Origin of the sequence: Crossiella sp. S99.2 (assembly GCF_023094165.1) — a bacterium.
In the GTDB taxonomy this organism is placed as follows: Bacteria; Actinomycetota; Actinomycetes; order Mycobacteriales; family Pseudonocardiaceae; genus Crossiella.
On sequence record NZ_JALMDK010000009.1, the window covers coordinates 79,636 to 101,705 of the forward strand.

The following is a 22,070-nucleotide window of genomic DNA, read 5'->3' on the forward strand; positions in this document are numbered from 1 at the left end:
CGATGACTCGGCACACGCTCAGCGTGCTGGTGGAGAACAAGCCCGGTGTGCTCGCCAGGGTGGCCGGACTGTTTTCCCGGCGGGGCTTCAACATCGAGAGCCTCGCGGTCGGCCCGACCGAACACCCCGAGGTGTCCCGGATGACCATTGTGGTCGCCGTGGAGTTGCTGCCGCTGGAGCAGGTCACCAAGCAGCTCAACAAGCTCGTCAACGTCATCAAGATCGTTGAGCTGGACGGGGCCACCTCGGTGCGCCGGGAACTGTTGCTGGTCAAGGTCAGGGCCGACGCCACCGTGCGCAGCCAGGTGCTGGAGACCGTGCAGCTCTTCCGCGCCAAGGTGGTCGACGTCTCGCCGGAGGCGCTGACCGTCGAGGCCACCGGCACCGCCGACAAGCTCGACGCCCTGCTGCGCATGCTGGAGCCCTACGGCATCAGGGAGATGGTCCAGTCCGGCATGGTGGCCATCGGCAGGGGCGCCCGTTCCATCACCGCGACCGCGGTCCGTTGAGATAACGCACGACAGGAGAAGCAAGAGCAATGAGTGTCGAGATCTTCTACGACGACGACGCCGACATCAGCGTGATCCAGGGGCGCAAGGTCGCGGTGATCGGCTACGGCAGCCAGGGCCACGCGCACGCGCTGAGCCTGCGCGACTCGGGCGTGGACGTCCGCATCGGCCTGCCGGAGACCAGCAAGTCCCGGGCCAAGGCCGAGGAGGAGGGCCTGCGCGTCCTCACCCCCGCCGAGGCCTCCGCCGAGGCGGACCTGATCATGATCCTGGCGCCGGACACCGCGCAGCGGCACATCTACGCCAAGGACATCGCGCCCAACCTCAACGACGGCGACGCGATCTTCTTCGGGCACGGCTTCAACATCCGCTACGGCCTGATCACCCCGCCGTCCAATGTGGACGTCGCCATGGTCGCGCCGAAGGGTCCCGGCCACCTGGTCCGCCGCCAGTTCGTCGACGGCAAGGGCGTGCCCTGCCTGATCGCGATCGAGCAGGACGCCACCGGCAACGGCCAGGCGCTCGCGCTCTCCTACGCCAAGGCCATCGGCGGCAGCCGGGCCGGCGTCATCAAGACCACCTTCACCGAGGAGACCGAGACCGACCTCTTCGGTGAGCAGGCGGTGCTCTGCGGCGGCGCCAGCGCGCTGGTGCAGGCCGGCTTCGAGGTGCTGACCGAGGCGGGCTACGCCCCCGAGATCGCCTACTTCGAGTGCCTGCACGAGCTGAAGCTGATCGTCGACCTCATGTACGAGGGCGGCATCGCGCGCCAGCGCTACTCCATCTCCGACACCGCCGAGTACGGCGACCTGACCCGCGGCCCGCGCGTGATCACCGCCGCGGTCAAGGAGGAGATGAAGAAGATCCTGACCGAGGTGCAGGACGGCACCTTCGCCCGGGAGTGGGTGGCCGAGGACGACAACGGCCGCGCCAACTACCGCAAGCTCCAGCAGGAGGGCGAAGCTCACCCGATCGAGGAGACCGGCAAGAAGCTCCGGGCGCTCATGTCCTGGGTCGACCGCCCCATCACCGAGACCGCCTGACGTCTGCAACCAGCACAGAGCGAACGCCGTCCACCCTGGAGTGGGCGGCGTTCGCGCTGTTCAGGGGGTTACGGAGGGTGATCCGAGATCCCACCCGATCAGTTCATTTCACTCGGTAATTTGCTTATTTAGCATGGAGTTGACAAGTGATCCGCAGTCAGCCGGCAGGGCTTGGGACCCCGGCCCGGCAGCAGGGAGACGGCGGAAGCGCCGCCTCATGACGACGCGGGGAGCGTGCAAAGCCATGACCGGCAACATGACCGGTGGCCTGGACGAGTCTGTCCGAACCCACCTGGCCAAGTTGTTCACCCTCATCCACACCCTCGACGACCCGGACGTGGCCGAGCTGGCCAGGGCAGAGATGCCCCGCCTCATCTCCGCGTTGAAGCTCGTGCTGGACGCGCACGAACCGGACGAGTACGGCCACTGCCGCCAGTGCCAGCCAGGCAAACGCCGCCACCGCCTCCCGTTCGAGCCCTGCCGCGCCTACGACAGCGCCCAGCGCTTCCTGGCCGTGGAACGCGGCCTGCCGCAGATGCTGGTCGCGGCCCAGCACACCGCCTTCGCCGACAGCCGCCCCCGCCACGCCCTGCACTAGCCCACACCCGCCCCCGACGCCCCAGTCCCCACCCGGCCGCCCCACAACGCCCAACGCGGCGTACAACAACGGCCAACACGCGGCCCACAACGGCCAACACGCGGTACGAGAACGGCCAACACTCCCGGCGAAGCCCCACCCGCCCCGAGTGTTGGCCGAAGTCGTACGCCGGGTTGGCCGTTCTTGTACGCCGGGTTGGCCGGAGTGGTACGGCGGATTGGCGCGCGCCGGGAGGCAAGACCTACCCGGGATGCGACGAAGGTCGCTTGCCGCACCAGCACCGCATCCACCAGGCTGCGCGGCAGCGGTGCGGTGGAGTGCCGCTGTTCTGGCGATGCCGTTGACCGCCGGTGCGGTAACCCGGTCATGGTCGATGAAGTGGACGCCGCGGTCCTGCACATCGGTAACGCAAGTTGATGCAACCTGCACAAGACCGCTCCGACGTGTCCAGCGAAGCTGATCCGTTCGGCGGCAGTGACGGTGGGCGCTATCACTCACCGTAGTCAGCGGCGGGTGGCCGCGCGCTCGCGGCCGGGCCTGGACAGCATGATCGGCACGGACCCAGGGATGGTCCGTGCCGACCATGTCCGCCACAAAGTCCTCGCCCCACAACGCCTTCGCCCGCCGCGGAAGCTCTGGCCGGGCGCGGAATCGCCGGCCTGCCGCGAAAATCCGGTCCGCCGCGGAAAATTCGGCCTGGCGCAGCAGTTCCGGTCCGGCGGGCTGGGTTCAGGCCACCACGCCGGGGGCCACCCGCAGGCGATGCCGGGCCCGCTGCACGGGGATGTCGTCCTGGCCCGGCGGGGGGCTACTGGGCCAGGACGACAGCTCAGGGGAGGGCGAATCCTCGACCAGGCACAGCTGGACGTAGGCGATTCGCCAGGTGGGGCAAGGCCATTCGCCGCCAAGGCCCCAGCTGGGGCGGCATAACCGGCAGCGTCGGCGTTTCTTCCGGCCGACGGCGCGGTGCTGGGCGAGCAGGAACTGCCAGCCGTGCACGGTGCGCAGCAAGGCGTTGCGGGCGGCGGGGTCGGGCTGGGTCGCGGCGAGTTCGGCCAGCTCGGCGAGCCGGGTGGCCACCGCGCGGTAGCACTCGCGGCCGCGGGTCGTGCAGCGATCCGGCGGCTCGTGCACATCCAGGATGGGCCTGCCTGACGACCACACGGTCTCCACCGCCCCTAACTTGAGTAGTCTGCGTCACCGAGCGCTTACGACCGGTGGTCGCCGCCGATTTCGGAGAGCGACGACGTGGGTACCTAGCGTGCAAGACGGGCGCCCAGAAATGCAACGTACATACTGCGAAAGACACGATCGGGTGAGAGTGTCGTCCTGCAAACCACAAGCGATTGCAGCTAGCTAGCCTGGGCGGGCACACTGCGCGAGTTCCCTCTCACTGCGTGTCACGGCGGGCGGCCGGCACCGCGCCACGGGCGCGCCGCGAACTCGCGAACTTGCCCGGAGGCCAGGAGATGTCCACCAGTCACAGCCCGACCGTGCGCCGAAGGCGGCTGGCCTCCGAGTTACGGCGCCTACGGGAAAGCTCGAACCTCACCTGTGAGGAGGTCGCGGCGCACCTGGAGTGCTCGGCGGCCAAGGTGAGCCGGATCGAGACCGGCCGCACCGGGGTCAACCCGAGGGATGTGCGGGACATGCTGGTGCTCTACGGCGTCGAGGGTGAACGGCAGAACGCGCTGATCGACCTGGCCCGGATGGCAAAACTCAAGGGCTGGTGGCACAACTACGGCGACGTGCTCACCGGCGGGTTCGCCGGGATGGAGGCGGAGGCGTCCTCGATCCGCACCTTCGAGTCCCTCGTGGTGCCGGGGCTGCTGCAGACCGAACGGTACGCGCTGGCGGTCTTCCGCGCGGTGCGGCCCAAGGCCGCGCCCAACGAGGTCGAGCGCCGGGTCTCCGCCCGGATGGCTCGCCAGGGACTGCTCTCCTCCGACCACGGACCCAAGTACTGGGCCGTGCTGGACGAGGGCGCGCTGCGGCGGCGGGTGGGCGACGCCGACGTCATGCGCGAACAGCTCGACCGGCTGGTGAAGATGAGTTCGCTGCCGAACGTGGAGATCCAGGTGCTCCCGTTCAGCGCGGGCGGGCACGCGGCCTCCGACGGCCCGTTCGTCATGCTCGGCTTCCCCGATCCGCTGGACCCGACCGTGGTCTACGTGGAGAGCCTCACCAGCGCGCTCTACCTGGAGAAGCCGGAGGAGATCCGGTTGTACAGCACGGTTTTCGACCACGTCCGCGCCGCGGCGCTGGGCACCGAGGAATCGGTCGCCCTGATGGCCGCCATGGCGGAGGAGCTCGCATGAGCAGGAGGCAGGCCATCCGGCGCTGCGCTCGACCATCGCACCATCTGTTATCCGGCAAGGAGCAAGTCATGTTGGCCAGCTACAACACCGAATCGCTTTCCTGGCGCGTCAGCAGCTACAGCGGCGGCGGCAACAACTGCGTCGAGGTCGCGCTGCCCGCCGCGGCGGCCGCGGTGCGGGATTCCAAGAACCGTGCCGGCGGCGCGCTGACCTTCAGTCGCGCGCAGTGGCACGGCTTCCTCGCCAGTGCCCCGGCCCTGCACGGGTCCCGGGCGTGACTGGGCAGCACCCCAGCACGGCAGTGCCGAACACCGCGGCGCCTAACAGCAAGGTCCCGGTCTATGACGACAAGGCCGGGATCCGGGACACGCTCGACTTCTCCCAGGCGCAGTGGCTCTCCAGTGAGGAGGACCCGGACGGCACCGGCAAGGTGGAGATCGCCTTCGTCGACTCCGCCGGGACCACCTACATCGGGATGCGCAACAGCGCGCAGCCCGAGGGGCCGACCCTGGTTTTCACCACCAGCGAATGGGAAGCGTTCCTGGCCGGGGCCAAGGACGGGGAGTTCACCGAACCCTGGTGAGTCCTGGCCCTGGTGAACATCGGGTGGAGCGGGGGTGACCAAGCTCGCCCCCGCCACCTGAAACATGCCGGTAACACCGCAGCTAGACTGCGGCTTTCCCGCTCGGGGCACAACGCGGTGACCCGGACCAAGGCAATCCGTCCTCTCAGGAGCGCACCGGTGACCAACCCCAACCGCCCCGTCGTTTTGATCGCGGAGAAGCTCGCGCCCTCGGTGCTCGAGGTGCTCGGCGACGACGTCGAGATCCGGCACGTCGACGGCACCGACCGCACCGCGCTGCTGTCCGCGGTGGCCGAGGCCGACGCGCTGCTCGTGCGCTCGGCGACCAAGGTCGACGCCGAGGTGTTCGCCGCGGCCGGCAAGCTCAAGGTCGTGGCCAGGGCCGGTGTCGGCCTGGACAACGTCGAGGTGCCCGCCGCCACCGCGCGCGGCGTGATGGTGGTCAACGCGCCCACCTCCAACATCGTCTCCGCCGCCGAGCACGCGGTCGCGCTGCTGCTCGCGGTGGCCCGCAACATCGCCCCGGCCGACGCCAGCCTGCGCACCGGCCAGTGGAAGCGCAGCGCCTACGGCGGCGTGGAACTCAACGGCAAGACCGTCGGCGTGGTCGGCCTCGGCAAGATCGGCCAGCTCTTCGCCCAGCGGATCGCCGCCTTCGGCACCACGCTGATCGCCTACGACCCCTACGTGGCCCCGGCCCGCGCGGCCCAGCTCGGCATCGAGCTGGTCAGCCTGGACGAGCTGCTGGAGCGCGCGGACGCCTTCTCCATCCACCTGCCCAAGACCCCGGAGACCCTGGGTCTGATCGGCAAGGAGCAGCTGGCCAGGACCAAGAAGGGCGTGCTCATCGTCAACGCCGCCCGCGGCGGGCTGATCGACGAGGCCGCGCTGGCCGACGCCATCCGCGAGGGCCAGGTCGGCGGCGCCGGCATCGACGTCTTCGCCACCGAGCCGTGCACCGAGAGCCCGCTCTTCGAGCTGCCCAAGGCCGTGGTGACCCCGCACCTTGGCGCCTCCACCGGCGAGGCCCAGGACCGCGCGGGCACCGACGTGGCCCGGTCCGTGGTGCTCGCGCTGCGCGGGGACTTCGTGCCGGACGCGGTGAACGTGCAGGGCGGCGGCGTGGTCGGCGAGGAGGTCCGGCCGTACCTGCCGCTGACCCAGAAGCTGGGCGCGGTGCTGGCCGCCTTCGGCGCCAACAAGGCCCCGGTCTCAGTCACCGTCGAGGTGCGCGGCGAACTGTCCACTGAGGACGTCCGGGTGCTGCCGCTGGCCGCGCTGCGCGGGGTGTTCGCGCACCTGGTCGACGAGCAGGTCACCTTCGTCAACGCGCCCAAGCTGGCCGCCGACCTCGGGGTGGACGTGCGGGTGGTCACCGAGTCCGAGAGCGCCAACCACCGCAGCCTGGTGACCGTGCGCACGGTCGGCGCGGACGGCACCGCCTACAGCGTCTCCGGCTCGCTCAGCGGCCGCAACCAGGTGGAGAAGCTGGTCGAGGTCAACGGCCGCAGCTTCGACCTGCGCGCCGAGGGCCACGTGCTGCTGCTGGAGTACCCGGACCGCCCCGGCGTGATGGGCACCGTGGGCACCCTGCTCGGCGAGGCCGGGGTCAACGTGGAGGCCGCGCAGATCTCCCAGACCCGCGACGGCGCGGACGCCACCATGCTGCTGCGGGTGGACCGCCCGGTCGACGCCGGCGTGCTGGAGCCCATCGGCGCCACCGTCGGCGCGCGCACCGTGAAGGCCATCGCCTTCTAACCCGACCCACAACGGCCAACACCAGGTACGACAACGGCCAACACGCGGTACGACAACGGCCAACACACCGCCTGCAACGGCCAACACGCCGGTCGGGTTCGCACCCGCGCGCGTGTTGGCCGTTGTTGTACGGGGTGTTGGCCGTTTTGGTACCTGGCGTTGGTCGATATGGGCGGGACCGACGGAAGACCGTGGAGTCCGGCGGGTTCTGGTGGCAGCATTCGGCGTATGTGGATCTCCAGGGGTCGGGATGCTCTCCGGCGCGGGTGACGGCGCCGGGGACTACGCGTGGCTGGCCGAGCTGCCGCTGGGGGCGGCGTTCGCACTGGCCTTCGTGCGCGGGGTCGACGAGGCCGAGGTGCTGCGCCGGTTCGGGGCCGATCCGGACACGGCCCGGCCGATGACGCTGGACGCGATCGACCGGGCGCAGCAGGACGCGCTGCCCGAGTCGTTGCTGCTGGCCGCGGTGACCAAGGTGAGCGACTGGGTGCTGGTGCTGGAGCCGAACGGGTTCCAGTCCACTTTGGACGAGGTGCTCTCGGTGGTCTCCGCGGGCGGCGAGGTGCTCTCGGTCTACCGCAACCTGGACTCGGTCGGGCAGATCAGCCACGCGGTGGACGGCGGCCTGCGCACCGCCTTCGACCAGCTGGTGCCGTACCTGCGCTGGGGCAGCCTGCCGGACGCGCTGCTGCCGGTGATGCTGGCGGTCGGCCTTGATCCGGATGGTGGGACCGCGCCCGATCCGGACGCCGCCGCGCTGGCACTGGCGGAGCGGGTCACCGGCGTCCGGCTGAGCCCGGAAACCCTCTCCGGAACGCTGCCGACGGTGGTGCTCTCCGCCCGCGAGCCGGAGTGAGACCAAGCCGCCTACTCACCCAGACGAGTGGACTTTGGGCAAACATCGGCCACGCCCCGCTGGCAGCCGGTTTCGCCCCCGGAAGCCCGGTTAGGCTGCCATCCTCCCGCCCCACGGCGGGACTTCGTCGGTTGAGACGGGCTTTCCACCCTTCGAAACGGCCAAAATCGGGCTCCCTTGACGGGGGAAACCCGATCGGGTGTCCCGCAGTACGGGAGAGATCGGTCGGAAAGCGTGTCCGGACTGCGTTTTCCAGCCCCTCAGCCGGTAACCTGCGCGCAACGGTTTGTCCCTGTAGGTGGGGCAACTAGCCAGGAGGTGTGTGCATGCGGCTCGCGGTGATCCCAGGAGATGGGATCGGCCCCGAGGTGATCGCTGAAGCGCTCAAGGTGCTCGGTGAGGTCCTTCCGACCGCGGAGATCACCCGCTTCGACCTCGGTGCGGCCCGCTGGCACGCCACGGGGGAGCTATTGCCTGAATCCGTGCTGGGCGAGCTGCGCCAGCACGACGCGATCCTGCTGGGCGCGGTGGGCGACCCGTCGGTGCCCAGCGGCATCCTCGAACGAGGGCTGTTGCTGCGCCTGCGTTTCGAGCTTGACCACCACGTCAACCTGCGTCCGGCGCGGCTCTACCCCGGCGTGCGCAGCCCGCTGGCCGACTCGCCAGAGGTCGACATGGTCGTGGTGCGCGAGGGCACCGAGGGCCTCTACGCCGGCAACGGCGGCCTGCTGCGCAAGGACACCCCGCACGAGATCGCCACCGAGGTCAGCATCAACACGCTGTTCGGGGTCGAGCGCGTGGTGCGGGATGCCTTCGCCAGGGCCTCCAACCGGCCGCGCAAGCACCTCACCCTGGTGCACAAGACCAACGTGCTCACCTACGCGGGCCAGTTGTGGTCGCGGGTGGTCGAGGAGGTCTCGCTGCAGTACCCGGACGTCTCCGTGGCCTACCAGCACGTGGACGCCACCACGATCCACCTGGTCACCGACCCGGGCCGGTTCGACGTGATCGTCACCGACAACCTCTTCGGCGACATCATCACCGACCTGGCCGCGGCGGTCACCGGCGGCATCGGCCTGGCGGCCAGCGGCAACATGGACGTCACCCGGCGCAACCCGAGCATGTTCGAGCCGGTGCACGGCTCCGCCCCGGACATCGCGGGGCAGGGCGTGGCCGACCCGACCGCGGCGGTGCTCTCCGTCGCGCTCATGCTCGACCACCTCGGCGAGCCCGAGTCCGCCCGCCGGATCGAGGCCGCGGTGGCCTTCGACCTGGCCACCAGGGACCACACGGCGCCCGGCGCGACCTACGCGGTCGGCGACCGGCTGGCCGCGCTGGTGAGTTCCGGGCAGCGCACCGGAGCCTGATCCCCCAAGCCCAACGGGCCCCGATCGTCCTAAGTGGACGGTCGGGGCCTGTTGTGTTGTAGGTCGTGTTTGGTGGATATTGATCGCGACCAAGGTCCACCAAACACGACCTAGGTGAAGCCCCCCGTGATGACGGGCAACACGGGGGGCTTCGGGGTCGTCCGGTGGGCTGGCGGGCCGCACCGGACGACTGGCAGGCCGACTCGGGTCCTGGGGGAAACCGTCGACGGCCGGGTCTGGGGGGCTAGATCGGGATGCTCTTGAACTCCGCCACCCGCGCGGTCAGCGCGATCTCGGTGGGTAGTCGTTCCATCGAGGAGGCGCCGAAGAATCCGGCCACCCCCTCGGTCCGGGCCAGCACGTACCCGGCGTCGGCGGGTTCGGCGATCGGGCCGCCGTGGCAGAGCACCAGGATGTCCGGGTTCACCGCCACCGCCGCGTCCCGCATGGCCTGCACCCGTTCCACCGCCTCGTCCAGGGACACCGCGGTGGCCGCGCCGATCGAGCCCTTGGTGGTCAGGCCCATGTGCGGCACCAGCACATCCGCGCCCGCCGCGGCCATCGCGGCGGCCTGGTCCGGGTCGAAGACGTACGGTGCGGTGAGCAGATCCCGTTGCGCGGCAAGGCGGATGAGGTCGACCTCCAGATCGAAGCCCATCCCGGTCTCCTCCAGGTTGGCCCGGAACACCCCGTCGATCAGGCCCACCGTGGGGAAGTTCTGCACGCCGGCGAAACCGAGCGCGGCCAGCTGGTCCAGGAAGTGCGGCATGACCCGGAACGGATCCGTGCCACAGACCCCGGCCAGCACCGGGGTGTGCCGCACCACCGGTAACACCTCGCCCGCCATCTCCAGCACGATCGCGTTCGCGTCGCCGTAGGGCATCAGCCCGGCCAGCGAACCGCGGCCGTTCATCCGGTACCGGCCGGAGTTGTAGATGATCAGCAGGTCCGCGCCACCGGCCTCGGCGCACTTGGCGGAGAGGCCGTTGCCCGCGCCCGCGCCGATGATCGGCCTGCCCTGTTCCACTGTGGACCGCAATCCGGCCAGGATTTCCTCGCGGCTCATCGCGCTGGCCCTCCCGCGAGTGCCGCGTTCCCGGTCCGGGCCCCCGCTGTGATCAACTCGTGCAACCGGTCGGCCATCGCGACGGCGAACTCCGGGTCGTTGATGTGCGCGTCGTGCTCGTGCAGTTCCACCGTGCTGCCCGCGAGCGAGGTGCGCAACACGCCGAACAGGGCGGCGTCGGCCACCCGGTCGTCGAAGGGCCCGTCCGTGGCGTCGATCGCGGAGACCCCGCGCAGCGGCACGAACAACGCGGCGGGTCCGGTGGCCGCGCGCAGTTTGGCCGCGATCCGCCTGCCCAGTTCCCGGTTTTCCGCCGGGGTGGTGCGCATCAGGGTCACGGTCGCGTTGTGCACGTACAGGTTCCGCTCGGCGAAGCGTTCCGGCACGGTCTCCAGCGGACCGAAGTTGACCATGTCCAGCGCACCGAGGCTCACCACCTGTGGCAGCCCGGCCCGGCCCGCCGCGGCCAGTCGCTGCGGTCCGGCCGAGAGCACCCCGCCGACCAGGTCGTCGGCCAGTTCGGTGGTGGTCAGGTCCAGCACCCCGGCCAGCAGTCCGCTTCCGGCCAGGGCTTCCATCGACTTGCCGCCGGAGCCGGTGGCGTGGAAGACGAGCACCTCGTAGCCGAGTTCGGTCAGCCGGGCGCGGGCGGCGTCCACCGCGGGGGTGGTGACGCCGAACATGGTCGCGGCCACCACCGGCCGCGGTTCCGTCTCACGCGGGTCGGTGTTCTGCAGTGTGTGCTCGTAGCCCTGGGACATGCCGGCGATCCCGTTGGCCGCGTTGCGCAGGATCAGCTCGGAGACCGAGTTGAGCCCGGCGATGTCCACCACGCTGTACATCATGGCCAGGTCGAGGGCGTCCACGTACGGCGTGGTGTCCCCGGAGGCCATCGTGGAGACCAGCAGTTTCGGCACCCCGACCGGCAGCGCCCGCATCGCGGCGCTGGCCACCGCGGACCCGCCGGAGCCGCCAAGGCCGATGATGCCGTGCAGCATGCCCTGCTGGTGCAGACAGGTGACGATCGCGGCCGCGCCGGTGGCCATCGCGGCCAGCGCCGCGCCCCGGTCCCCGGCCGCGCGCAGCTCGCCCAGCTCCACCCCCGCCGCCGCGGCGACCTCCCGGGCGCTGATGTCCGCCCTGGTCAACGGATCGCCGAGCACTCCGGTGTCCACCAACAGCACCGCGCAGCCCGCCGCGGTGATCCGCTCGGCGAGCCAGGCGTACTCAACTCCCTTGGTGTCCAGGGTCCCGACCAGCACCACGGTCGCCAAGGCGAGCGGCTCCTTCCAGGGGCGGTCCAGCGTGAAGTAACGTCGAAAGAGGTGTGCGCGACAACGGAAATGATCATTCCGATACGTTGCGGCCCATCAGATCAGAGACTGCTCCGGTCCGATCGGGCCTGAGCAGGCCAATTCCGCGGAGGTGGACTGCGGGTGTCCGCTCGACTGGGCAAATCCGCGATCAGCGTCACCCGTCTGGCTGGACTACTCCAGGGATGGACCGAGGAAACCGGGTCCCTGCACCGGCGGCTGGCCCTCGCGATCCGGCAGCTCGTGGAAAGCGGCGAACTGCCCGAGGGCACCCGGCTGCCCGCCGAACGGGCGATGGCGGTATCCCTGGCGGTGAGCCGGTCCACCGTGGTGGCCGCCTACGACGATCTGCGCAGCGAGGGCTGGCTGGCCAGCCGCCGGGGCAGTGGTACCTGGGCAAGGCGGCCCGGTATCGACTATCCGGCGCCGGAGTCCAGGGCGGGCGCGCTCGGCCTCGGCCGCAGTGGCGCGGTCCCGGCTCCGCTCACCGGCGCGCACCTGCCCAACCCGCCGGACACCGTGGACCTGTCCACCGGCGCGCTGCCTGGCCTGCCGATGGTGGCCGAGATCGCCGCCACCCTGGGCGCGGCCGACTACGCCGGCCTGCTGGACCATCACGGCTACTTCGTCGGCGGCCTGCCCGAGCTGCGGGTGGCGCTGGCCGGTCAGCTGGCCGGGCGCGGGGTGCCGGCGGTGGCCGAGGACGTCATCGTCACCAGCGGCTCGCAACAAGCCGTGGACATGCTCGCCCAGGGGTTGTTGCAACCGGGTGATGAAATCGTGCTGGAGGAGCCCACCTACCGCGGCGCGCTGGAGGCGTTCCGGGCCAGGGGAGCCAAGGTGCTCTCGGTGCCGGTGCGCACCGGGCGGCGCGGTCCTGGCGGGGTGGACATCGAGGTGCTGGAGCGGCTGCTGGAGTCCCGCCGCCCGAAGCTGCTCTATCTGCTGCCCACCGCGCACAACCCGACCGGCGCCACTCTCGGCCTGGCCGACCGGCTGCGGGTGGTGCGCGCGGCCGCGGCCACCGGGGTGGCGGTGGTGGACGATGGGTCCACTGTGGACACCTCGCTGAGCTGGCCGCCGCCCGCGCCACTGGCCGCGGTGGCCGCCGAGCACGGCGTGCCGGCCACCGTGTTCTCCGTGGGCTCACTGTCCAAACTGTTCTGGGGCGGACTGCGGGTCGGCTGGGTGCACGGGCCCTCGGAGCTGATCACGCGGCTGAGCCGGGTGAAGAACGCCGCCGATCTGGGCAGTTCGGTGCCCAGCCAGCTGCTCGGGCTGAAGTTGTTGCCGCACAGCGATCACGCCCGGCGGCTGCGGATGGGACAGCTCTCCGCCGGACTGGCCGCGGCCGAACAAGCCGCGCGGGAACACCTGCCCGGCTGGGAGTTCGCCCGGCCGCTGGGCGGGGCGGCGCTGTGGCTGCGCGCGCCCGGCCGGGACTCGGTCGCGCTGGCCGCGCGGGCGCGCAAGCACGGGGTGCTGGTGGTGCCGGGGCCCGCCTACTCCGCGGCCGAGGGCCTGCGCGAGTGGCTGCGGGTCGGCTACTCGGTGTCGCCGGAGCGGGTCAGGGAAGGAATCCGCAGGCTGGCCACCGCTGCTGAGTGACCAGGCGCGTCCCGCGATCTGGGAGCACCCGTCCGTGTGCTGGATATTCGGTGCGGGTCTGTGGCAGCATCTTTGGCGTGACCTCACGTTTCGTGATCATTATTGACGAGCGCGCCGGGTAGTGCCTCTCCAGCACCCGGCGCGCAGACCTCTCGCATTCGCGGGGGGTCTTTTTGTTTGGCCTTCCGACTGTCGAAACCCGTAGTGCCTCCCGCCACATGGAGCCTCCCGTGACCCGCACCAGCCCGGCCGACACCCCGCTCGGCGACAGCTTCCACGTCTACGACACGACGCTGCGGGACGGCGCGCAGCGCGAGGGCATCACCTACTCGGCCACCGACAAGCTCGCGGTGGCCCGGTTGCTGGACTCGGTCGGGGTGGGCTTCATCGAGGGTGGCTGGCCGGGCGCGCTGCCCAAGGACACCGAGTTCTTCGCCAGGGCGGCGGCCGGTGAGCTGCAACTGCGGCACGCTGCGCTGGTCGCCTTCGGCGCTACCCGGCGGCCGGGCGCCAGGGCGGAGACCGATCCGCAAGTGCGCGCGCTGCTGGACTCGCAGGCGCCGGTGATCACGCTGGTGGCCAAGTCCGATCGCAGGCACATCGAACGCGCGCTGCGCACCAGCGTCGAGGAGGCGGCCGCGATGGTCGCCGACACGGTGTCCTTCCTCACCGGGCAGGGCCGCCGGGTGTTCCTGGACGCCGAGCACTTCTTCGACGGCTACGCCCATGACCCGGACTGCGCGCTGCGCGTGCTCGGCGCCGGGGTCGAGGCTGGTGCGGACGTCGTGGTGTTGTGCGACACCAACGGCGGCCAGCTCCCGCTGGGCATCGCCAAGACCGTCACCGAGGTGGTGGAGCGGACCGGGTTCCGGGTCGGCATCCACTGCCAGGACGACACCGCCTGCGCCGTGGGCAACAGCGTGGCCGCCGTGCAGGCCGGCGCCACCCACGTGCAGTGCACCGCGAACGGCTACGGCGAACGGGCCGGCAACGCCGACCTGTTCGCCGTGGTGGCAAACCTGGTGACCAAGCTGGACATGCCGGTGCTACCCACCGCTGCGCTGTCCGAGCTGACTCGCGTTTCCCATGCCCTGGCCGAGATCGCCAACATCGCACCCGACGCCCACCAGGCGTATGTCGGGACAGCAGCATTCGCTCACAAGGCGGGTCTGCACGCGAGCGCGATCAAGGTGGACCCGGATCTGTACAACCACATCGATCCGGCCACCGTCGGCAACGGCATGCGAGTCCTGGTCACCGAGATGGCCGGCCGGGCCAGTATCGAGCTCAAGGGAAAAGAGCTTGGACTGGACCTGGCCGGCCAGGGGGAAGCGGTCACCCGCACCGTGCGCAAGGTCAAGGAACTGGAGGCCCGCGGCTGGTCCTTCGAGGCCGCCGACGCCTCGCTGGAACTGCTGCTGCGCGGCGAGATGTCCACTCCGGACGGTCCACAGGAGACGGTCTCGCCGCCGTTCGTCCTTGACTCCTACCGGGTTGTGCTGGACCACCGCCCGGACGGCGTGGTGATCTCCGAGGCCACGGTCAAGGTTCACGTCGGCGGCGAACGGGTGATCGCCACCGCCGAGGGCAACGGCCCGGTGCACGCCCTGGACGCCGCGCTGCGCAAGGCCCTGCTGCCGCACCTGCCCTGGCTGGCCTCGGTGCAACTCATCGACTACAAGGTGCGCATCCTCACCGAACAGCACGGCACCGACGCGGTGACCAGGGTGCTGGTGGCCTCCTCCGACGGCGCGGCCGAGTGGACCACGGTCGGCGTGCACGGCAACATCGTGGAGGCGAGCTGGCTGGCGCTCTGCGATGCGCTGGCACACAAGGCGATGCGCGTGGAGACGCTCGCCACACACTGATGGCCTAGTGTTCTGCCTCAAAGGGAGAAGTCGAATCCCGTTGCGGGACAACGACTTCTCCCGCTGCTTAGCATTCGGCGGCGGCCCAGCAGGGCTGTCGCCGAGCTAGGGGAGAGCAAGAATGCGGATCGCACGAATCGTGCCGGTGCTGGCGTTGCTGGCGGGGGTGGTGCTCACCGGTGGCACCGCGCAGGCGGCGCCCGCGGCACCGGAACGACTGGCCAGTCCGGTCGCGCCCGCCGGCACCACGGCTGGACCCGGCGCCAAGGATGCCTGGTACTCCAAGACCAACGGCAAGCTGACCTTCGACCTGTCGGACGGGAGCACGGGCGCGTGTTCAGCGGGCTCGATCAACAGCCCGAGCGGCCGGGTCGTGGTGACCGCGGGGCACTGCGTGAGCCGGATCGGGCCTCAGCCCTCGAACTTCGTCTACCACCCCGGCTATGAGCGCGGCGACAAGCTGCCCACCTTCACCCCGTCCTACATCGTGCCCGCGCCGCAGTGGGTGGACAAGCGCGACCGCAAGTTTGACTACGCGTTCCTGGTGATGAACGACCTGCCCGACGGCAGGCGGGTGGTCGATGTGGCTGGCGGGCACGGGCTGATCATCAACACCGTCTACCGCGAGCACGTGCACGTCTCCGGGTACCCGTACCGGATGGAGAACGGCGAGGTCCAGTGGTACTGCTGGGGCATCGCGGCCAAGGACGACTTCAGCAACCGGCACAAGATGACCTGTGACGGCAACGACGGCGCCAGCGGCGGGCCCTGGCTGCGCAACTACCAGCCCACCGGGCTCGGTGACGTGATCAGCGTGACCAGCACCAATGTGGACAAGGTCAACCGGGCGCCGTATTTCGGCCCGGAGGCACGTGATCTCTACAACTCGGTGAAGGATCTCTGAGCCGGGTTCGCCGCGGGAGTCCACAGAGGATTCCCGCGGCGACTCGCTTTCCGGGCCCCGGGTGGTCGACACTGTCCGGATGACGGAGGGCGCGCGCATCCTGGTCGTCGACGACGAGCACTACCTGGCCGACCTGGCCGTCAACGCGTTGCGCCGGGCCGGGTTCCAGGCCGAGGTGGCCGGGACCGGCGGGGCGGCGCTGGCCATGGGACTGAGCCGGCGGCCTGATCTGCTCGTGCTCGACCTGCGGCTGGCCAAGGGGCCGGGTGGTTCCCTGGCCGATCAACTGTGCCGGTTCGGCTGCTCGATCCCGGTGCTGTTCCTGCTCGGCCGGGACGCCACCCAGCAGGACAAGATCACCGGGCTGTCCGTGCCCGGCGCGGACTACCTGGGCAAACCGTTCAGCCTGGGTGAGCTGGTGGCCCGCTGCCGGGCGGCGCTGCGGCGCAGCACCGGGGCCGGCTCGCCGCTGCTGAGCTGCGCCGGGCTGCACCTGGACGAGGACGCGCACCTGGTGCACCGGGACGAGACCAGGGTGGACCTGAGTCCGACCGAGTTCCGACTGCTGCGGCACCTGCTGACGCACCAGAACCGGGTGCTGACCAAGCAGCACATCCTGGACCACGTGTGGGAGTACGACTACGCGGGCGAGGACTCGGTGGTGCCGACCTACATCAGCTACCTCCGCCGCAAGGTCGACGCCCGGCGCGAGCCGATGATCCACACCATCCCGCGCACCGGCTACGTGCTACGTCCCCCGACGCGCCCGGCGCCGCCGTCGTAGGGTGATCCGGTGCGTATCGCTCGTGTAGCCCACCCCGAGGGCATGGCCTTCGCCGCGATCGAGGGCGACCTCGACGGCCCGGCCGATCAGCTGACCGTGGCCGAGATCGCCGAACACCCCTTCGGCCAGGTCCAGTTCACCGGCAGGCGCTGGCCGCTGGCCGATGTCCGCCTGCTGGCGCCGATGCTGCCCAGCAAGGTCGTCTGCGTCGGCCGCAACTACGCCGACCACGCCAAGGAGATGGGTGGCGAGGCCCCGGCCAGCCCGATCATCTTCCTCAAGCCGTCCACCACGGTGATCGGCCCGAACGTGGCGATCAAGCTCCCGGCCAGTTCCGAGCGGGTGGACTTCGAGGGCGAGCTGGCCGTGGTCATCGGCCGCCCGTGCAAGGACGTCCCCGCGGCCAAGGCCAGGGAGGTCATCCTGGGCTACACCATCGCCAACGACGTCACCGCCCGCGACCAGCAGCAGGCCGACGGCGGCTTCGGCCGGGCCAAGACCTACGACACCTTCTGCCCGCTGGGCCCGTGGGTGGAGACCGTGCTGGACGCGGCGGACGTGGAGATCAAGACCGAACTCGACGGCGAGGTCAAGCAGGACGGCCACACCGCGCAGATGGTGCACGACGTCCCGGCGCTGATCGAGTTCATCTCGCACATCATGACCCTGCTGCCCGGCGATGTGATCCTCACCGGCACCCCGGCCGGCGTGGGCCCGATGCGCCCCGGCCAGACCGTCGCGGTCTCCATCGAGGGCCTCGGCACCCTCACCAACCCGGTCGCCGCCAGGTAACCGCCCACAACGGCCAAACCGGCGTACGACAACGGCCATTATCAGCGTGGGATGTCCGCGAGCTGCGGGAATCTAGTACTCGACCATGCCAGCGCCCGGCGTGTCGTGTCAACTAGTGACGAACGTCGCCGAATCGCGCCAGGCACGGACAGGTTGCGGAGGGTGTTTCCCCCCGTTTGCCCCCCGGCGCACGCCGCCCGCACAACGCAGAGCGGCCCCACTCCGTGATCTCGGAGTGGGGCCGCTCTGGCTACGCCGGGGCTAGACGAACTGGACCGTCCAGACGTTCACCTTCACCACGGCCTTGTAGATGCTGTAGCGCAGTACCCCGGCGTCGCCCATGGCGCCGTGCCACATGCCGTCCTTGTCCGAGTACGTACCTGCGCCCTCTGGGTTGGACTCCAGTTGGGCACGCTTTCGGCTGAACGCGGCCCGCTGCTCCGCGGATGCCTTACGCAACGTCTCCTCGACGCTGGTAGTCAACATCACCTTGTAGGGCATGGTCACTTCTCCGGCTGCTCGGCCGGAACCTCAACCAGGCCACTGGAGTCCCCGGACTCGTACTTCTCCCGCGCGGCCTCGGCGTCGGGGTCGGGGTTGGCCATGTTGACGGCAACCGCCCACCAGCTGTCAATGACCTCTTGGAGCCGGGACACGTCGAAGTCGTCGTGTACCTCGCTCAACGCGGCCCGGAAGTCCTGTTCAAACCGGCTGCGGTCTTCTCCACCCAGCCAGCTCCAGACGTCGGGGCCGGTCTTGGCCACCTTGATGGTGGCCGACGGTGGAGCGGTCGCCTCGGCTGCGTCCGGCGCCGGGTCGGCGGCCTCCGGCGTCACGCCGGTCTGGTGGCCGTGATTGTTCGTCTCCACTGCGTTCCTCCCTGTGGATCACCCCTGCCGGACATCCTGCCCGGCCGTTGTGGACGTCGGACCGCGGCCCTGCGGGTGGATGCGGCCCTACGCGGCTCTGTTCGCTGACTGCTGTGCGCTGCCCGGCTAGTTGTCGTTGTGCTCGGCGGAACGGGAGTCCAAGCACAGCTCGCACTCCAACTGGCCGGGCGAGACCTCGACGTGGTCGTGTTCCCCGGTGGGGCTGTTGGGGCACTGATCCGGGTCATGGTCATCGTCAAGGGGTTGGATCACGTGCCACGCGTTCGTCATCACGCTGCCTCGGGTAGTGCTTGCTCGGTTTCCTCCGCCTCATCCGGCGGGTCCAGTTCGGTGACCTTCCGGTGGCTGCACTCCGCAGGCCGCGGGCAGTGGCAGCTGTGCCGTGCCCGTACAGGTGCCGCGGCGTGGCGGGAAACGTTGTGCTTGGCCTCGGCGGCTACCAGGGCGGCGGCCGACCACGAGTCCGGCCTGTCAGGGGTGCGCCGGGGTGACTCGTCGGTGTCCCGGTCGGCCGTCTCCTCGGCAGTCCGGCGCCCCGGCCACATGTCGCGGATGATCCACCCCAGGAACACGCCGGGGACGAACGTCAGCAGTGCAAACACCCACTCGTTCATGGCCGCTGCTCTCCCTGGTCGGCGAGATCGGCGGGTGCCTGGGTGCGGTGCGTGTCGGCGGCAACGTCGGCTTCGGCGCTGGTGTCGGCGGCTCCGCGGAGAGGGCCGTACCGTTCGGCGTGCGCGGCTACCGCAGCGGAGAGCACCGGGGCGTGCGAGTAGGACAGCAGCCACGCCAAGCCCAGCAGGACCAGCATGGCCACTCCGGCGGCGGCCTGGCCGATGTCGTTCAACGGCCAGCCGACCGACGGCCCCCAGACCAGCAACGCAAGGCACGCCGAGGCACCGCCGAGGCTGAGGGCCAACGCTGCCCGGTCGAACCTGCGGACGCGGGCGAACAGGGGGCTCTGCCGGGCAGCGTCACGGGTCAGCGCCCGCTGCGACCGGAACTGGAAGGCGTGGTACAGGTTCACCAGGTCGGCCAGCTCCGGCGGTGCCGAGTGGTCCGGCGGGTGGCTGGCGTACTTCGTGGACACCAGCAGCCGCACGGCCCTGGTTTCCCGGCACCGGCACGGCCGCGGGCAGTCGCAGCGCAGGGCAAGCATGCCGTTCTCGGGCAACCGGAAGTCCGTGAGAATCCACGGGTGCAAGTCGTGGTCCGCGCACGCGCTGCACACCTGCCGGAGCGCCGAAAGCCGCATGGCGCCCTGCCGGAGCAGTGACTTAAACCTGTTGTGCTGCAACGTCTTCAACCTCCCGCCCCTCGGTATCGCCATCGGCCTGCTGGTCGGCCGTCCGTGGCTCCGGGACAGGGGGCAGGTCCGGCAGTGCCGCCGCCCGCCAGGCGAGGTTGGGGAAGTCGCAGGCCAGGCACGGCTGTTTGGTGCACGGCGGACGGCTCGGACAGTCATGCGCCGGGCACGGTCCCCAGTAGGGCGGCACGTTCGCGTTGATCATCACCTCGCCCTTGAAGCTGCACTGGATGCAGCCCTTTCGCTCCGTCTGCTTTCCGCCCATGCTCGCCCCGTTCACCGTTGGGAACGGTGGGGCGTGGGATGCAAGGCGCCCACGCCCCACCGCTTGCTTGGATGGGGGACGAAGATGCGGGACGGCGAACCTCCCGACTCCATCCCCGGCAGCAAGCCGCACGTAGGGACTACGGAGAATCCCAACGTGATGCGGCCATGGCCGGAAGCATCACCAGCGCGCAAGCCAAACGAAACGTCTCCGAGGAATATCCGCAGCCCGGATATTCCTCGGAGGAATATCCGCAGGTCAGACCGTGTTCGTGTCGCTACTCTCCGTGGATGTCAGCAGGTACACTGCCTGCGTGAGGATCGATCGGCCGCGACACGACCCGGCAGCCTGGAACAACCCGGCGGTCAAGTCCGCTCTTGCCTCGCAACACTTCGGTAGGTTCCTGTACGCGTACAGGCACGCCCATAATCCTACAATTTCTCAACTGGCCATGGCGGTATTTCTGGGCATAGGTCAAGCCAGGGTAAGCAAGCTTGAAAGGGCTAGCTCTCCGCCATCTGACCTTAATCGCCTTCGCGAGTGGGCCGAAAGGTTGATAATTCCTCCGCAACTTCTATGGTTCAAGGTAAATTATGCCCTGGAGGAATCGAGATCCGCGACGAGCCAAGGTAGCCTTGAAGCCATGCAGCGCAGAAGCTTCCTCAAGGCCGCAAGCCTGACGGCGACCACCTTGGGTACCTCATTTCTACCGGAGCCGATATCCGATTCAGCTACCGGGACCGCATCCCCGAATGAGAGTTCGGACGTATCTGTAATCAGGGGAATGACGGCGGCGTTTCGACACGCAGACAATAAGCACGGTGGCGGACATAGGGCTATCAGGATCACCATTGATTCGTTTCTTAAGTCCAACGTCCAGCCGCTACTTCACAGGAATGCCAGCAGGGCGAATGAGGATTTCGAGCTATATCGAGCTGCGGCAGAGATGTATCAGGCAGCGGCTTGGATTGCCTACGATACTGGCAACTCTCCGCAAGGTCGGCGACACCTGCGCGAAGCCGTTCAGCTAAGCGATAGGGCCAACGATGAGTCACTTGTGGCAGAAATGTTCGCCGCCATGAGTCATCAGGAAGCATTTTCTGGATCGGCCGAATCGGCTATCGATCTGGCATTGTCGGCCCACCAGAGTGCCAAACGGACTGGAATTTCAGCCCTCTGCTCCGAGACTTCGGTGATGCAAGCTCACGGATACGCTCTGCTTGGCGAAAGGCGCAACAGTCTGGCCGCCTTGACTGAGGCCGAGCGAGTATTCGGTTCATACAGCAGCAGTCAAACACCAGCTTGGCTTTCCTATTTCGATGAGTCATATCTAGCCGCAAAGTTCGCGCACACTTTCCGCGAACTCGGTCAGCTTGACGACGCAGAGCTGTACGCTCGCCGATCATTGGCTATGAACGAAGGCTACGATCGGGGACGTCTGTTCAATACCGCCTTGCTGGCCTCTATCCTTGCCGATAAGCGGCAGCCGGAAGAGGCATGCACCCTCGGAATCAAGGCGCTGGATATGACTCAACGTGTCCGCTCAGTGCGAACAGTGGCGTATCTTGCCGATCTCGGAAACCGCCTGTCCCCATTTCGATCAACCTTGCAGGTTCAGGCGGTCTACGAGAAGATGGAGCAAGCGGGAATTTCAACTCCCGAAAGTCAGTAGTCTTCCGGGTATGCAATCACATGGAGCAGGCCCACCTGAGATGCTGCTCCAATAATCTCGCCAGACGCAATCTTCTTGCGCACGGAATGCAGCGGGACCCAATCAATACGCTCAGCTTCGTTGATATCTTCAGGCTCTCCGATGAAGTCGGCGCCGCGGGCTACGAAAACTAGATTCTCGGCATCCGCACTTCCAACCATGGGTTGCAGGGAAACAAGGGGCCTAACGTTCCGAGGTCGCCAACCCGTTTCCTCTTCAACTTCGCGAGCGGCTGTAATAGCAGGCTCCTCGTTCGGATCTACGTAGCCGCCGGGGAGTTCCCAGACCCACTTGTCCATAATGAATCGGTGTCGATACATCATAAGTACGCAATCATGGTCGTCTATGACAACCATCATTGCCGCTTTCGGCATTCTCAACACGTACTGTTCAAAACGAACCCCATCCGGAAGCTCCACCGATGCAATATTGAGAGACAATCGCCGTGTTGCATCTACTACACGCTCGCCGTGAATGGTCCACCGGGTGGGTTCCGGAGACGTCTGTTCGGAAGTCACCTAGTGGACGCTA

At 68.8% G+C, this 22,070-nt stretch carries 24 protein-coding genes; 15 read left to right on the forward strand and 9 right to left on the reverse strand.

What is annotated here, in order from left to right; genetic code table 11:
• The first annotated feature begins 2 nt into the window (after window positions 1-2).
• From ilvN to MZC64_RS31000, 3 genes are all read left to right on the forward strand, one after another.
• A complete protein-coding gene (gene ilvN, locus MZC64_RS30990) occupies window positions 3-509 on the forward strand; it encodes an acetolactate synthase small subunit (RefSeq protein WP_247760709.1) in 507 nt (168 codons plus the stop codon).
• Window positions 510-538: 29 nt separating this feature from the next.
• A complete protein-coding gene (gene ilvC, locus MZC64_RS30995) occupies window positions 539-1,552 on the forward strand; it encodes a ketol-acid reductoisomerase (RefSeq protein WP_247760703.1) in 1,014 nt (337 codons plus the stop codon).
• Window positions 1,553-1,796: 244 nt separating this feature from the next.
• On the forward strand, window positions 1,797-2,150 hold the full coding sequence (locus MZC64_RS31000; protein WP_247760702.1) for a hypothetical protein: 354 nt from the start codon (window positions 1,797-1,799) through the stop codon (window positions 2,148-2,150).
• 729 nt (window positions 2,151-2,879) lie between these two features.
• Here the strand turns inward: MZC64_RS31000 and MZC64_RS31005 are convergent.
• Complete coding sequence (locus tag MZC64_RS31005) at window positions 2,880-3,323, reverse strand: hypothetical protein (RefSeq protein ID WP_247760701.1); 444 nt, start codon at window positions 3,321-3,323, stop codon at window positions 2,880-2,882.
• 296 nt (window positions 3,324-3,619) lie between these two features.
• Between MZC64_RS31005 and MZC64_RS31010 the strand changes: the two genes are divergently transcribed.
• From MZC64_RS31010 to MZC64_RS31035, 6 genes are all read left to right on the forward strand, one after another.
• Window positions 3,620-4,468, forward strand: coding sequence for a helix-turn-helix transcriptional regulator (locus tag MZC64_RS31010; protein ID WP_185009245.1), 849 nt, complete (start codon window positions 3,620-3,622; stop codon window positions 4,466-4,468).
• 68 nt (window positions 4,469-4,536) lie between these two features.
• Window positions 4,537-4,746 carry a DUF397 domain-containing protein gene (locus MZC64_RS31015; protein ID WP_247760700.1) on the forward strand — a complete coding sequence of 70 codons (210 nt, stop codon included), beginning with the start codon at window positions 4,537-4,539 and terminating at the stop codon, window positions 4,744-4,746.
• Entirely contained in the window at window positions 4,743-5,051 is a 309-nt protein-coding gene (locus MZC64_RS31020) for a DUF397 domain-containing protein (RefSeq protein WP_247760696.1), read from the forward strand. Before MZC64_RS31015 ends, MZC64_RS31020 begins: the two co-directional genes overlap by 4 nt.
• A gap of 159 nt (window positions 5,052-5,210) precedes the next feature.
• Window positions 5,211-6,809, forward strand: a complete 1,599-nt coding sequence (gene serA / locus MZC64_RS31025; protein WP_247760695.1) for a phosphoglycerate dehydrogenase — start codon at window positions 5,211-5,213, stop codon at window positions 6,807-6,809.
• Between the two features lie 250 nt (window positions 6,810-7,059).
• A complete protein-coding gene (locus MZC64_RS31030; RefSeq protein WP_247760694.1) occupies window positions 7,060-7,665 on the forward strand; it encodes a DUF6461 domain-containing protein in 606 nt (201 codons plus the stop codon).
• 326 nt (window positions 7,666-7,991) lie between these two features.
• The gene (locus MZC64_RS31035; RefSeq protein ID WP_185009237.1) at window positions 7,992-9,032 is read left to right on the forward strand and encodes a 3-isopropylmalate dehydrogenase; all 1,041 of its coding nucleotides are present in this window, start codon (window positions 7,992-7,994) and stop codon (window positions 9,030-9,032) included.
• 244 nt (window positions 9,033-9,276) lie between these two features.
• On the opposite strand, the gene MZC64_RS31040 is transcribed toward MZC64_RS31035, so the two are convergent.
• Together MZC64_RS31040 and MZC64_RS31045 are read right to left on the reverse strand one after the other, a co-directional pair.
• Complete coding sequence (locus MZC64_RS31040) at window positions 9,277-10,098, reverse strand: phosphoenolpyruvate hydrolase family protein (RefSeq protein WP_247760693.1); 822 nt, start codon at window positions 10,096-10,098, stop codon at window positions 9,277-9,279.
• Window positions 10,095-11,372 carry a Tm-1-like ATP-binding domain-containing protein gene (locus MZC64_RS31045; RefSeq protein ID WP_282106174.1) on the reverse strand — a complete coding sequence of 426 codons (1,278 nt, stop codon included), beginning with the start codon at window positions 11,370-11,372 and terminating at the stop codon, window positions 10,095-10,097. The genes MZC64_RS31040 and MZC64_RS31045 overlap by 4 nt, the downstream gene beginning before the upstream one ends.
• Before the next feature lie 162 nt (window positions 11,373-11,534).
• On the opposite strand from MZC64_RS31045, the gene MZC64_RS31050 reads away from it, so the two are divergent.
• From MZC64_RS31050 to MZC64_RS31070, 5 genes are all read left to right on the forward strand, one after another.
• Window positions 11,535-13,019, forward strand: coding sequence for a PLP-dependent aminotransferase family protein (locus MZC64_RS31050; RefSeq protein ID WP_247760690.1), 1,485 nt, complete (start codon window positions 11,535-11,537; stop codon window positions 13,017-13,019).
• A gap of 230 nt (window positions 13,020-13,249) precedes the next feature.
• Entirely contained in the window at window positions 13,250-14,887 is a 1,638-nt protein-coding gene (gene cimA, locus MZC64_RS31055; RefSeq protein WP_247760688.1) for a citramalate synthase, read from the forward strand.
• 121 nt (window positions 14,888-15,008) lie between these two features.
• Complete coding sequence (locus tag MZC64_RS31060) at window positions 15,009-15,791, forward strand: serine protease (protein WP_247760687.1); 783 nt, start codon at window positions 15,009-15,011, stop codon at window positions 15,789-15,791.
• A 79-nt stretch (window positions 15,792-15,870) separates the two neighbouring features.
• Window positions 15,871-16,575 carry a response regulator transcription factor gene (locus MZC64_RS31065; RefSeq protein WP_247760685.1) on the forward strand — a complete coding sequence of 235 codons (705 nt, stop codon included), beginning with the start codon at window positions 15,871-15,873 and terminating at the stop codon, window positions 16,573-16,575.
• Window positions 16,576-16,584: 9 nt separating this feature from the next.
• Entirely contained in the window at window positions 16,585-17,367 is a 783-nt protein-coding gene (locus tag MZC64_RS31070; protein WP_247760684.1) for a fumarylacetoacetate hydrolase family protein, read from the forward strand.
• 261 nt (window positions 17,368-17,628) lie between these two features.
• On the opposite strand, the gene MZC64_RS31075 is transcribed toward MZC64_RS31070, so the two are convergent.
• From MZC64_RS31075 to MZC64_RS31095, 5 genes are all read right to left on the reverse strand, one after another.
• Window positions 17,629-17,868 carry a hypothetical protein gene (locus tag MZC64_RS31075; protein ID WP_247797764.1) on the reverse strand — a complete coding sequence of 80 codons (240 nt, stop codon included), beginning with the start codon at window positions 17,866-17,868 and terminating at the stop codon, window positions 17,629-17,631.
• A 2-nt stretch (window positions 17,869-17,870) separates the two neighbouring features.
• Entirely contained in the window at window positions 17,871-18,236 is a 366-nt protein-coding gene (locus MZC64_RS48880; protein ID WP_247760681.1) for a DUF6247 family protein, read from the reverse strand.
• A gap of 290 nt (window positions 18,237-18,526) precedes the next feature.
• Window positions 18,527-18,871 (reverse strand): hypothetical protein, encoded by a 345-nt coding sequence (locus MZC64_RS31085; RefSeq protein ID WP_247760680.1) that lies wholly within the window; start codon window positions 18,869-18,871, stop codon window positions 18,527-18,529.
• On the reverse strand, window positions 18,868-19,431 hold the full coding sequence (locus MZC64_RS31090; RefSeq protein WP_247760679.1) for a hypothetical protein: 564 nt from the start codon (window positions 19,429-19,431) through the stop codon (window positions 18,868-18,870). The genes MZC64_RS31085 and MZC64_RS31090 overlap by 4 nt, the downstream gene beginning before the upstream one ends.
• 103 nt (window positions 19,432-19,534) lie before the next feature.
• The gene (locus MZC64_RS31095) at window positions 19,535-19,843 is read right to left on the reverse strand and encodes a hypothetical protein (RefSeq protein ID WP_247760678.1); all 309 of its coding nucleotides are present in this window, start codon (window positions 19,841-19,843) and stop codon (window positions 19,535-19,537) included.
• A 628-nt stretch (window positions 19,844-20,471) separates the two neighbouring features.
• On the opposite strand from MZC64_RS31095, the gene MZC64_RS31100 reads away from it, so the two are divergent.
• Window positions 20,472-21,500, forward strand: a complete 1,029-nt coding sequence (locus MZC64_RS31100) for an XRE family transcriptional regulator (protein WP_247760677.1) — start codon at window positions 20,472-20,474, stop codon at window positions 21,498-21,500.
• On the opposite strand, the gene MZC64_RS31105 is transcribed toward MZC64_RS31100, so the two are convergent.
• On the reverse strand, window positions 21,494-22,057 hold the full coding sequence (locus MZC64_RS31105) for an NUDIX hydrolase (protein WP_247760676.1): 564 nt from the start codon (window positions 22,055-22,057) through the stop codon (window positions 21,494-21,496). The genes MZC64_RS31100 and MZC64_RS31105 overlap by 7 nt on opposite strands.
• Window positions 22,058-22,070 lie beyond the last annotated feature (13 nt).